This is a genomic window from Prescottella soli, from assembly GCF_040024445.1.
GTDB classification, from domain to species: domain Bacteria; phylum Actinomycetota; class Actinomycetes; order Mycobacteriales; family Mycobacteriaceae; genus Prescottella; species Prescottella soli.
The window spans coordinates 3899785-3912203 of sequence record NZ_CP157276.1 but is presented as its reverse complement, the minus strand read 5'-3'; the positions used below and the strand labels follow the sequence as shown (position 1 = coordinate 3912203).

Annotated in this window: 9 protein-coding genes and 1 pseudogene; 4 read left to right on the top strand and 6 right to left on the bottom strand. The window is 69.1% G+C overall.

Annotated features, from left to right (window positions below; all coding sequences use genetic code 11):
• Positions 1-11: 11 nt before the first annotated feature.
• The 4 genes from ABI214_RS18075 to ABI214_RS18060 form a co-directional block, all read right to left on the bottom strand.
• Entirely contained in the window at positions 12-884 is an 873-nt protein-coding gene (locus tag ABI214_RS18075; RefSeq protein WP_348603890.1) for a DUF5666 domain-containing protein, read from the bottom strand.
• A gap of 116 nt (positions 885-1000) precedes the next feature.
• Positions 1001-1585: a TetR family transcriptional regulator gene (locus ABI214_RS18070; protein WP_348603888.1), complete on the bottom strand. Its 585-nt coding sequence runs from the start codon at positions 1583-1585 to the stop codon at positions 1001-1003.
• Positions 1569-3152: a DHA2 family efflux MFS transporter permease subunit gene (locus tag ABI214_RS18065; RefSeq protein WP_348603886.1), complete on the bottom strand. Its 1584-nt coding sequence runs from the start codon at positions 3150-3152 to the stop codon at positions 1569-1571. The genes ABI214_RS18070 and ABI214_RS18065 overlap by 17 nt, the downstream gene beginning before the upstream one ends.
• 93 nt (positions 3153-3245) lie before the next feature.
• Positions 3246-3623, bottom strand: coding sequence for an RNA-binding S4 domain-containing protein (locus tag ABI214_RS18060; protein ID WP_348603885.1), 378 nt, complete (start codon positions 3621-3623; stop codon positions 3246-3248).
• Positions 3624-3887: 264 nt separating this feature from the next.
• Here ABI214_RS18060 and ABI214_RS18055 point away from each other — a divergent pair.
• Positions 3888-5258: pseudogene (locus tag ABI214_RS18055) on the top strand (flavin-containing monooxygenase); the annotation flags it as partial.
• Between the two features lie 6 nt (positions 5259-5264).
• On the opposite strand, the gene ABI214_RS18050 reads toward ABI214_RS18055, so the two are convergent.
• Positions 5265-6056, bottom strand: coding sequence for an HpcH/HpaI aldolase/citrate lyase family protein (locus tag ABI214_RS18050; RefSeq protein WP_348611736.1), 792 nt, complete (start codon positions 6054-6056; stop codon positions 5265-5267).
• Positions 6057-6251: 195 nt separating this feature from the next.
• Positions 6252-8804 carry an ATP-dependent chaperone ClpB gene (gene clpB, locus ABI214_RS18045; RefSeq protein ID WP_348603884.1) on the bottom strand — a complete coding sequence of 851 codons (2553 nt, stop codon included), beginning with the start codon at positions 8802-8804 and terminating at the stop codon, positions 6252-6254.
• Between the two features lie 385 nt (positions 8805-9189).
• Between clpB and ABI214_RS18040 the strand changes: the two genes are divergently transcribed.
• From ABI214_RS18040 to ABI214_RS18030, 3 genes are all read left to right on the top strand, one after another.
• Positions 9190-10353 carry an FAD-binding oxidoreductase gene (locus tag ABI214_RS18040; RefSeq protein WP_348603883.1) on the top strand — a complete coding sequence of 388 codons (1164 nt, stop codon included), beginning with the start codon at positions 9190-9192 and terminating at the stop codon, positions 10351-10353.
• A gap of 326 nt (positions 10354-10679) precedes the next feature.
• On the top strand, positions 10680-11897 hold the full coding sequence (locus tag ABI214_RS18035; protein ID WP_348603882.1) for an ABC transporter substrate-binding protein: 1218 nt from the start codon (positions 10680-10682) through the stop codon (positions 11895-11897).
• A gap of 17 nt (positions 11898-11914) precedes the next feature.
• On the top strand, positions 11915-12412 hold the full coding sequence (locus ABI214_RS18030; protein ID WP_348603881.1) for a nuclear transport factor 2 family protein: 498 nt from the start codon (positions 11915-11917) through the stop codon (positions 12410-12412).
• Positions 12413-12419: the final 7 nt, after the last annotated feature.

Genomic DNA, 12419 nt, shown 5'->3' with positions numbered 1-12419 from the left:
GGTGCCGCGCGTCAGTTACCGAAGTTGGGGATCGACGTGCCGATGATCAGCTTTGCCGTGACTGTCCCGTTCTCGAGCTTGTCGCCGTGGACCACGACGGACTCGCCGGGCTTCAGGTCGGCGATGCTGCTCGCGGTCAGCGAGATCAGCGACGTGTCCGGCGTGGTGCGCACGGTGATCGTGGAACCGCCGAGACCGTTGAGGGTCAGCGTTCCGCCGTCGTTGACGGTGATGGTGCCCATCGCGGTCCCGGCCTTGCCGATCAGGTCCCCGACACCGCCGGGGATGTTCTCGAGCGGCGACGTCGTGTCGGGGGCCGTCTGCGACGGCGGGGTGCTCGTGCGCGGCGGTACCGCCGGCGCCGACGCGCGGGTCGACGGGGCCGCGGCCGTGGTGGCGTTGTCCGGACCGCCGTTGTTCAACATGAAACCGACGAACAGACCGAGCGCCAACAGCACGATTCCCGCGGCGGCGGCCGCCCACAGGCCCACCTTGCGCGCAGGCTTGTGCTCGGGTGTGTCCTCGATGGCCGGGGCCTCACCGATCGGAGGCTGTCCTGCCGACGGCTGTCCGGGCGGCGGGTAGCCGCCGGCGCCGTAGTACGTGGGATAGGCCTGGGTCGGGTTGGACGGCACGGCCTGCGGATCGAACCGCGGGTCGTACGTCGGGAAGGCCTGCGTGGGATTGGGCGGCGGCGAACCGTACGCCTGGTACGGGTCGGCCGTGTAGTACTGCTCGGTGGGCTGGTCGGCCGGCGCGGCCGGGCCGATCTGCTGGGTGGGGCCGTCCGCGGGGCGGGCCCACTGGACGGTCTCGTCGGACGCCTGCTCGGCAGGGTCGTACGCACGCTCCTGCGGGGTGCGGGGATCGTCGGGGTTCGTCATGGTGCGAGCCTGCTCTCTCCGTCGGCGGTGCCGACAGTTCAACACATCTGGTCGGGGCAGTCCGGTCGGGCCGACAGTTCAGGGTAGAGCCGGATTCTGAGATCCGTCTGAAACCGTCAACCCAGCGGCATACCCCGCTCGAGGAAATCGATCGCCTCGACGAAGGTGGCCAGTTCCGGCGGGTCCTCGCCGACGGCGCCGAGCACCGCCCCGGCGAGTACGCCGGCGAACACGCGCACCTCGAAGTCGTCGGCGGGGCGCCCGACGCGCGCCCCGATAGCGTCCGCCAGGATCCCGACCGACCGGATGAGCTCCCCGAGCATCGCCGAACGCAACTCGGGCACACCGAACAGCAGCCGCTGCCGGGTGCGCTCGGCCACGATCTCTTCGGGCGTCAGCGACGACAGCACCTCCTCGAAGGCACGCCGGCACGCGGTCAGCGGCGGGACGTCGGGCGGTTGCGCGGCGATCGCCTCGAGCATGGGCGCGTCCAGGTCGTCGATGAGGATGAGCTGTTCCTTGCTCGGGAAGTACCGGAAGAACGTGCTCGGCGAGACGTCCGCGGCGGCCGCGATCTGGTCGACGGTGGTCTGCGCGTATCCCTGCTCGGTGAACAGCCGCATCGCGTGTTCACGGATCTGCGCCCGTGTCCGTCGCTTCTTGCGTTCCCGCAGGCCCATCGGCTCAGTCGACGTGCTCATGGGCACAGTGTTCCTCATCGTCCGATTCCGCAGCGGCGGACTCCACGTCGTCGGGGCGACGCCGGAGCGGGAGGACGACGAGCGCCACCACCGCGCCGACGACGGAGAGAGCCCCGCTCACCCACACCGCCGACACCATGCCGTGCACGAACGCCGACTGCACCTGCTCCTCGAGCGCGGGCAGGCCGAGTTGCCGAGCCACCGCGACACCGCTGCTCACCGAGTCGGACACGGCGGACGCGGCCGGCTCCGGCAGCTGCAGGCTCGGCAGGTGCGCGTGGTAGCCGGCGGTCAGCACCGTCCCCAGCACCGCGACGCCGATCGTCCCACCGGCCTGCCGAAGCGCTTGCACCAGAGCAGATCCTGCACCGGCCCGTTCGGGAGTGAGCTCGCCGATCGCCGCGGCCATCGCGGTCGGCATCACCAGCCCGAGCCCGAGCCCGGCGATCGTGAGCCACGTGGCGAGCAGGCCGTACCCGGTGTCGACGGTCATCCTCGTCCCCAGCAGGCACGCCGCGACGATCGCCACGAACCCCAGCGCGATCAGCGCCCCCGGACCGATCCGGCGCGCGAGCACGTCAGCGAGGCGCGTCCCCACGACGAGGCCGGCGATCATCGGCAGCAGCCGCACCCCGATGCCGAGGGCGTCCGCGCCGAGCACCGCCCCGAGATACAGCGGCAGGGTGAACAGCAGGCCGAACATCACGAGGCTGACCAGCGTCGTCAGTCCCGCACCCGCCGCGTAGTCGCGATCGGCGAGCAGCCGGAGGTCGATGAGCGGATGGTCGGAATGCTTCTCCCACAACAGGAATCCGCCGAGCAGCGCGACACCGGCCGCAAGCGAGGCCAGCACGTGTGCGGCGCCCCAGCCGTCGCTGCCCGCGGCGATGAATCCGTAGGTCAGCGCGAGCAGGCCGGTCGATGCGAGGACGGCACCCGGGACGTCGAATCGACCGGGATCGGCGCTGCGGGACTCCGGGACGAGGAGCGCGACCGCGCACAGTCCGACGCACACCAGTGGCACGTTCACGAGAAACACCGAGCCCCACCAGAAGTGGCCCAGCAGCCATCCGCCGAGGATCGGCCCCAGGGGTAGCCCGAGCGCGGTCGCGGTGACCCAGATGGTGAGCGCCCGCTGCTGCTCGCCGCGCTCGGGGAACAGGATCGGGAGCACGGCCATCGACATCGGCATGATCGCCGCCGCCGCCAACCCCAGGACGGCGCGGGCGCCGATCAACTGCGCGGAGGTCTGCGAGTACGCGCACGCGAGCGACGCGATCCCGAACAGCGCCAGCGCCATCAGCAGCAGCTTGCGGCGGCCGATCCGGTCGCCGAAGCTGCCCGCCGGTAGCAGCGCGGCAGCGAGCACCAGGGTGTAGGACGTCGAGAACCATTGCAGCGCAGACGTCGTCGCGCCGAGGTCGCGGGCGAGGGTGGGCAGCGCGACGGTCAGGACCATCACGTCGATGCCGATGGCGAAGACCGCGATGGACAGGGCCGCCAGTGCCCACCAGCGCCGGGACGTCGTCGACACCGTCGCCACATCGGTATGGAGAGACAAGATCATGAGAGAACCTCCGAATTGGTGCCCCATGTCTTTTGACAGTCTCTTCCACCTTCTCGGGGGTGTCAACGGTCCCGGTGTAACGATTCGATCGGCCTACTGGCCGCGGAACTTCTCCATATCGCGTCGCTCACGCTTGGTCGGACGCCCGGCGCCCCGGTCCCGCCGCGGAATCGACGCCACCAGTTCGGGCGAGGGCGGCGGCGGGCTGTTGTCCTGCATGCACTCGGCCGCGACCGGCGCGCCGACGCGCTTGGCGATCGGGCGCACCACCACGACGACCCGTTCGAATCCGGCGATCCGAACCCGAACCTCGTCGCCGGGCTTGACCTGCACCGACGCCTTCGCCGCGGCACCGTTCACCCGCACGTGACCGGACCGGCACGCGTCGGCCGACTGCGACCGGGTCTTGAACAGACGCACCGCCCACATCCAACTGTCGACTCGGGCGCTCTCGGGGGTCGGGGTGGTCACGTCGCCCAGGTTACCGAGACGCCACACGCGACCGGTTCGTCCCTCGTGGTGGGAGCCCTGCCCGCCCCCATTCGAGAGCCATCTGCCCTGCAAGACCCGGGTTTCGGCGCGCGCCGAAAGTCCCGGATCCGCGGAAACGACCCGCTGGGCGGGACGGTCCGCTGTCGCGCGCTTCACACCGCCATAGCGTGAATTCATCGCAAGAACCGCGAGGTTTGGTCCGATTCCGGGCCGGGACAGCTCGCGCTCGTGGAAGGACATTTCGTGAACGGACAGGATTCGTCGGCCGCCGACATCACCGCCTCGTACGACGTCGTCGTGGTCGGCGCCGGTGTCGCCGGCGTCTACGCGGTGCACCGGTTTCGTCAGCAGGGCCTGACGGTCCGCGCCTTCGAGGCCGCCAGCGGCGTGGGCGGTGTGTGGTACTGGAACCGCTACCCGGGCGCCCGGTGCGACGTCGAGTCCGTCGACTACTCGTACTCCTTCTCCCCCGAGCTCGAGCAGGAATGGGACTGGAGCGAGAAGTACGCGACGCAGCCGGAGATCCTCCGCTACATCAACCACGTCGCCGACCGCTTCGACCTGCGTCGCGACATCCAGTTCGACACCCGCGTCACCTCGGCGACGCTCGACGAGGACACCCTCCGGTGGACCGTGCGCACCGACCGCGGCGACGTCGTCTCCGCACGCTTCTTCGTCGTCGCCGCCGGGCCGCTGTCGAACGCGAACACCCCCGCGTTCGACGGCCTGGACAGCTTCGCCGGCAACGTCTACCACACCGCGCAGTGGCCGCACGGTGGCGTCGATTTCACCGGCAAGCGCGTCGGCGTGATCGGCACCGGGTCGTCCGGCATCCAGTCGATCCCGTTCATCGCGGAGCAGGCCGACAAGCTGTTCGTCTTCCAGCGCTCCGCGAACTACAGCGTCCCGGCCGGCAACGCCGCGCTCGACGACGCGACCCGCGCCGAGCAGAAGGCCACCTACGCCGAGCGTCGAGAGCTGTCGTGGCAGAGCGGCGGCGGCTCGCCGCACCGCACCTACCCCAAGAGCACGCTCGAGGCGTCCGAGGAGGAGCGCCGCGCCGCGTACGAGGAGCGCTGGAAGCTCGGCGGTGTCCTCTACTCCAAGACCTTCCCCGACCAGCTCACCGACCAGGCCGCGAACGACACCGCCCGCGAGTTCTGGGAGGAGAAGGTCCGCGCCGTCATCGACGATCCGGCCGTCGCGGAGCTGCTGATCCCGAGCGATCACGCGATCGGCGCCAAGCGCATCGTCACCGACAGCGGCTACTACGAGACCTACAACCGCGACAACGTCGAACTGGTCAACCTCAAGGCCGCGCCGATCGTCGGCATGGACGAGACCGGCATCAACACCACCGCCGCGCACTACGACCTCGACGCGATCGTCCTGGCAACCGGATTCGACGCGATGACCGGCTCGCTCGAGAAGCTCGACATCGTCGGACGCGGCGGGCGCAGCCTCAAGGACAAGTGGGCCGCGGGTCCGGAGACCTACCTCGGTCTCGGCATCGACGGCTTCCCGAACTTCTTCAACCTCACCGGACCGGGCAGCCCGTCGGTGCTGGCGAACATGGTGCTGCACTCCGAACTGCACGTCGACTGGGTGGCCGACGTCGGTTCAGTACGCCGCGGCGGGGGCACCTGCACGAGCCGGACGGAACCGGTGGAGCAGGTCGTCCGCAGCGCGGACCAGGAGCGAGGAGTCGACGCCGACACCGGCGAAAGTGATTCCCTGGCGGAGCCATTCCTGCGTGGCCTCGACATCGGTGAGCATGATGCCGGCGGGCTTACCGGCCCGCCGGATCGCTTCGATGGCGCACCGCAGCGCCGCGATGACCTCCGGGTGTTCGCGCTGGTCGCGGTATCCGAGGTCGGCGGCGAGGTCGGCCGGGCCGAGCAGGATGCCGTCCACGCCGTCGAGTGCCGCGATGGCCTCGACGTTGTCGAGCGCCCTTCGTGTCTCCACCTGCACTATGAGACAGACGTTCTCGTCCGATGCTTCGACGTAGTCGTTCAGCCGCCCCCACCGCGACGAGCGGCCGAGAGCGCTGCCCATCCCGCGCACGCCGTGCGGCGGATAGCGCACGGCGTGGACCAAGGCGGCCGCCTGTTCCGGGGTGTCGACCATCGGGATCATGAGATTGCGGACACCGATCTCGAGGTACTGCTTGATGAGCACGGTGTCACCGTGCGGCAGTCGCACGACCGGTTGCGACAGCTCCGCGATGTCGGTGCCCAGCACGGCCCCGGCGGCGGCGATGCCCTGCAACTGCTGCAGAACCGAGCGCAGGTCGTTCGGTCCGTGCTCGGCGTCGATCAGCAGCCAGTCATAGCCGCTCCCCGCCAGCAGTTCGGCCGTGTACCCGTTCGCCAGGACCGACCACAACCCGATCTGTTGCTCGCCGGCCATGAGTCGCTGCTTGAAAAGGTTCGGGGGCGTGGTCCTGGTGCAGGACATCGGGTTCCTCGTTTCGAGCCAAGATCGCGGTCCAAGTGACACGACAGGGTACCGAAGGAAGCTCCAGTCACGCGAAAGCGGCTCACACGAGCCCCGCACCGGAAATCCGGTGCGGGGCACGGTGATACCGCAACTACCCGGCCACGATCACCCGAGGACCAGGTGATCCCCGTCCTCGGAGACGGTCACCGGCACGGTATCGCCGTCGCGGACGGTGCCCGCGAGCAGCAACTTCGCCAACTGGTCGCCGATCGCCTGCTGGATGAGGCGACGCAGCGGACGCGCGCCGTACAGCGGGTCGTAGCCGCGCACGGCGAGCCAGAACCGTGCCGAGTCCGACACTTCCAGCGTGAGCCGGCGGGCCGCGAGCCGCGTCGCGAGCTGGTCCAGCTGGATGTCGACGATCGACTCGAGCTGTTCCTCCGACAGCGGATCGAAGATCACGACGTCGTCGAGCCGGTTGACGAACTCCGGCTTGAACGCCGCCCGGACCGCCGCCATCACCTGGTCCCGGTCACCGCCCGCACCCAGGTTCGACGTGAGGATGAGGATGGTGTTCCGGAAGTCGACCGTGCGGCCCTGGCCGTCGGTGAGGCGGCCGTCGTCGAGCACCTGCAGCAGGATGTCGAACACGTCCGGGTGCGCCTTCTCGACCTCGTCGAACAGCACGACGCTGTACGGCCGGCGCCGCACCGCCTCGGTGAGCTGTCCGCCCGACTCGTAGCCGACGTAGCCCGGAGGGGCACCGACGAGCCGTGCCACCGAGTGCTTCTCGCTGTACTCGGACATGTCGATGCGCACCATCGCGCGCTCGTCGTCGAACAGGAAGTCCGCCAACCCTTTCGCGAGTTCGGTCTTGCCGACACCGGTGGGGCCGAGGAACAGGAACGAGCCGGTCGGTCGGTTCGGGTCGGCGACACCGGCCCGCGCGCGGCGCACCGCGTCGGAAACGGCTTGCACGGCTTCGGTTTGCCCGACGACGCGCTTGCCGAGTTCGGTCTCCATCCGCAGCAGCTTGGCGGTCTCGCCCTCCATCATGCGGCCGGCGGGAATGCCGGTCCATGCGGCGACGACGTCGGCGACGTCGTCGGGTCCGACCTCCTCCTTGAGCATGACGGCACCGTCGGAGGCACCGTCCGACACGGCCGCGGCGGCCTCGAGTTGCTTCTCCAACTCGGGGATCCGGCCGTAGCGCAGCTCGGCGACCTTGCCGAGGTCGCCGTCGCGTTCGGCGCGCTCCTCCTCGCCACGCAGCGCCTCGAGCTGCTCCTTGACCTCGCGCACCGAGTCGATGGCGTTCTTCTCGTTCTGCCACCGGGCGGTGAGCTGACGCAGCTTCTCCCGATCGTCGGCCAGTTCCTCGCGCAGCTTCTCGAGCCGATCCTTGGACGCGGCGTCGGTCTCCTTGGTCAGCGCCATCTCCTCGATCTCGAGGCGACGCACAGTGCGCTCCACCTCGTCGATCTCGACGGGCCGCGAGTCGATCTCCATGCGCAGGCGCGACGCGGCCTCGTCGACGAGGTCGATCGCCTTGTCCGGCAGGAAGCGCGACGTGATGTAGCGGTCCGAGAGGGTCGCCGCCGCAACGAGAGCGGAGTCGGTGATGCGCACACCGTGGTGCACCTCGTACCGCTCCTTGAGGCCGCGCAGGATGCCGACGGTGTCCTCGACGGACGGCTCGCCGACCAGCACCTGCTGGAAGCGTCGTTCGAGCGCAGCGTCCTTCTCGATGTACTTGCGGTACTCCTCGAGTGTGGTCGCGCCGACTAGCCGCAGCTCACCGCGGGCGAGCATCGGCTTGATCATGTTGCCCGCGTCCATCGCCGACTCACCGGTCGCGCCGGCACCGACGATGGTGTGCAGCTCGTCGATGAACGTGATGACCTGACCGGCCGAGTTCTTGATGTCGTCGAGCACGGCCTTGAGGCGTTCCTCGAACTCGCCGCGGTACTTCGCGCCGGCGACCATCGACCCGAGATCGAGGGAGATCACCGTCTTGCCGCGCAGCGACTCCGGGACGTCCCCGGCGACGATGCGCTGCGCGAGCCCCTCGACGATCGCGGTCTTGCCGACGCCCGGCTCGCCGATCAGCACCGGGTTGTTCTTGGTGCGTCGGCTCAGCACCTGCACGACGCGGCGGATCTCGGTGTCGCGGCCGATCACCGGGTCGAGCTTGCCCTCGCGGGCCCGCGCGGTGAGGTCGGTCGAGTACTTCTCGAGCGCCTGGTAGCTGCCCTCGGGGTCGGGGCTGGTGACCCGGGCGCTGCCGCGGACCGCGGTGAACGCGTCGCGCAGCGCGGTCGCGGTGGCGCCGTGCCCGACGAGGAGCTTGGCGATGTCGGAGTCGCCCGACGCCAGCCCCACCATGACGTGCTCGGTGGAGACGTACTCGTCGTCGAGTTCGGTGGCGAGGTGCTGCGCCGCGGTGATCGCGGCGATGGCCTCACGGCCGAGCTGCGGCTGCGTCGTCGCGCCGGTCGCGCGCGGGAGCCGGTCGACGATGACCTGCGCCTCGCGTCGCACCACCGTGGGATCGACCCCGACGGCCTTGAGTAGCGGCGCCGCGATGCCGTCGGTCTGGTCCAACAGTGCGACCAGGAGGTGCGCGGGACGGATGTCGGGGTTGCCCGCCGCCGACGCCGACTGCAGCGCAGCCGTCAGCGCGGCCTGGGTCTTGGTGGTGGGAGAGAACGAGTCCACTGGTCACCTTCCTCGAGACGAACCAACAAGATCATTGTGCCGGGTGAAGGGAATCGCCCGGCCTGTCGTTCTCCTCAACGAACGAAATGTTGAGTCTGTTCCACTCAACTTCGACAATCTCGAGGAGATTTGCGCCACGTGCGATCCGACGGGCTCGGCCTGAGCACCCATTCCTTCGCGGCGCGCGCCGATTCCCGCGTGAACAGCGGAAGAGCGGGCGCTGAGGCCGATGATCCCCACACCGCAAACGCCCGAGGTCGGCGCCCCCGAATGCCCGCATGCCGGCAACCCCTCAAACAGCACGGTCGGACTTCCGGTGCACACTTGTTGGTGTCCCGGCACGATTCGCCGGCCGGGGACTGCAGAACGCGCGAGGGAGGACGTCGTGGACACGGCCGAGATCAGGCTCATCCGCTCACATTTCGCTGCCGTCACCGCGTCGGACGACCATCGCGACCGCTTCGCCCACACCTTCTACGCCCAGTTCTTCGCGCGGATCCCCCAGTCCCGTTCGCTGTTCCCGGCCGGCATGGACAGCCAGCGCGCCAAGCTGGTCGCGGCCGTCGAGTACATCGTGCGCGGGCTCGACGACATCGACCGGTTGCTGCCGTTCCTCGCCCAGCTCGGCCGCGACCACCGCAAGTACGGCGTGGAACGCGACCACTACGCGGCCGCCGGCAACGCACTGCTCGACGCGATCCGCGACGCCGACTGCGACGGACCGTGGAGCCCCCAGGCCGATTCCGCGTGGCGGGAACTGGTCGCGCTGGTCACCACCACGATGTCCGACGCCGCTGACGCCGACGACTACCCCGCACTGTGGGAAGCCACGGTCGTCAGCCACGAGCGGGTGCTGCGCGATCTCGCGATCATCCGCCTCGAGAGCAACTCACCCATCCCATATGCGGCGGGCCAGTACCTGAGCGTGCAGATCCCGCAGCGTCCCCAGATGTGGCGCTACTTGTCTCCGGCGATCCCGACCAACCCGTTCGGGCAGCTCGAGTTCCACGTCCGCCGGGTCTCCGGCGGATGGGTCAGCCCGGCGATGGTGAACGAGACCGCCGTCGGCGACCGGTGGCAGATCAGCTCGCCGCTGGGCGGCCTCCACGTGGACCTCGACAGCGGGAAGGACGTGCTGATGATCGCGGGCGGCACCGGCCTGGCCCCGCTCCGCGCCCAGGTGATGGACATGGCCCACCGCGGCATCAATCCGCGGGTCCATCTGTTCGTCGGCGGCGCATACCCGTGCGACCTGTACGACATCGAGACCCTGTGGCACCTGTCGCTGAGCAATCCGTGGCTCACGATCGTCCCGATCACCACCGAGGACGAGAATCCGTGGTGGCACCCGTATCCCGCGCTCGAGCCGCCGCACGGCATGCACCAGCGGTTGCGTGGACCGATCGGCACGGTGGTGAGCCGGTTCGGGTCGTGGGCCGACCGCCAGGTGCAGATCTGCGGATCACCGTCGATGGTGAAGACCACCGCGTACGCGCTGCAATTGGCCGGCACGCCGGTCGAGTCGATCGCCTACGACCCGCTGCGCTGACGGAAACCGACCGGTCAGCGGGAGGCCCCGTAGGAACCGCGCTTCCGCAGCCCTAGCGTCGTCGTCGAGTACCGCGCCGCCCTCGCAGACCGAGCTGGGCGACGGGCGCCCACCCACGGAACCGAAGACCGACCGCGAACCGACGCCCGAACGGGGCGTCGGTCGATCGCGTGCGTCGAGGATGTCCAACACGGTTGGCGCATAACATCTTTCGATATCCCGGCGAGCGAAGAACCGTCTTGACGTAATCCACGTCACACCCTTAGCGTCTGCGGCACCCAAGCACATGCTTGTGATCCGTCGTGTCTCCATTGGAGGAAACTGGCATGAAGATTCGGCATTCTGCGCTCGTGACGACGCTGGCCGTGTGCGCCCTCGCCACCGCGGGCTGTTCGGGCTCGGCGTCCGGCGACGACGCCGGCGACAGCGGCCCGTACCGGGTACTGGTCACCGGGGCGATCAGCGGCCAGGGCTCGCTGGCCGCCAACGCGCAGACCTCGATCCTCGCGGCGAAAGCGGGCGCCGAGGAGGTCAACAAGAACGGCGGAATCGGTGGGCGCCAAGTGGAACTCACGATCGTCGACGATGGCGGTGACGCCACCAAGGCCGTCTCGAACCTGCGCGACGCGGTCAATTCCGGGAAGAAGCCGGATCTCTACCTCAACTCGGGTCCGTCGACGGTCTCGGCAGCGACGCTGCCGATCCTGAAGCAGAACAAGATCCTGTCGTTCAACGTCGGTCCCACGGACAACTCCTCCGATCCGGAGCAGTTCCCCCTCAACTTCGACCTGTCCCCTTCGCCCACCGAATACGCGGTGTCCCTCGCCCGGTACGCGAAGAGCAAGGGCTACCAGCAGGTCGGAGTCATCCATGGCAGCAGCGCCTACGGTGAGGCCTTCGGCAAGGCGATGACCTCCTCGCTGTCCGCCGAGGGAGTCAGCATGTCGGGCACCGAGGAGTACGACGTGGCGGCGCTGGACATGACCGCCCAGCTGCAGGCGCTGAAGAACAAGGGAACGCAGGCCCTCGTCATCGACGCCTACGGCGCGCCGTTGGGCTACTTGCTCAACAGCCTCGAGCGACTCGACTGGAACATCCCGCTGATCGGCAACACGTCCGTCTCGGGCACCGCGTTGATCGCCAAGCCGGCGCCCGACGGAGCATTGGGCACCCGCGCCGCGTCCAACCTGGTCATGCAGGTGTTCCCGAGCACCGTGTACGACGCCGCCGACACGACGGTCAACACGATGGTGAGCACGATGGCGTCGATGGGCTCCATCCCGTCGACGCTGATCCTGGCCGACAACTACGACCCGTTCGGCCTGGTCGCTGCCGCTGCCGACAAGGTGGGGTCGACGTCGGATCCGCAGAAGCTCGCCGCGGCCCTCGAGGATCAGCAGGTGCTGGACAACGCCAAGACGGCGTTCCTGCCCCGCTACCACTACTCGTCGGAGTCGCACGCGCCCAACCTCGCGGACGACGGCTACAGGTTCGTGCCGCCGAGCAAGCTGCTCAACGGCCAGTACGGCAATCCGGCCGCCTGACGCGGATGGCGAACGGCATGACGAAGCAAGCACTTCACGCGCCGCGGCCGGCGTCCACCGGTTCGCTCGAGGAGCGCCTTGCCGCGGTGGAGGACACCCTCGCCATCCTCCAGTTGGAGGGCGCCTACGCACCGGCGTGGGATTCCGGTGACGCCGACGCGTGGGCGGGCCAGTTCACCGAGGACGGGGTCTTCGAACTGGCGGAGGTCGGCGGCGTGCCCGGCGCGACGATCCGGGGTGGGGACGCGCTGCGCGGATTCTGCGTCGAGTTCACCGCGCACACGTCCGGCATCCACCTGCTGAACACCCCGTCGATCGTGTTGGACGGGGACGAGGCGACGGCCCGAATCCACTTCGAGTTCCGGTCGGGCGCGACGGGCGAAGCCGAGACACGGCATGCGCACGTCGCGGGCCACTACACGGTCCGGTATCGGCGGACATCCGACGGGTGGCGGATCGCGCACCGTAGGGAGGTGGCGGTCGGCCGGAACCGCAGTTGGTTCCATTCGTACTGACCTCGCA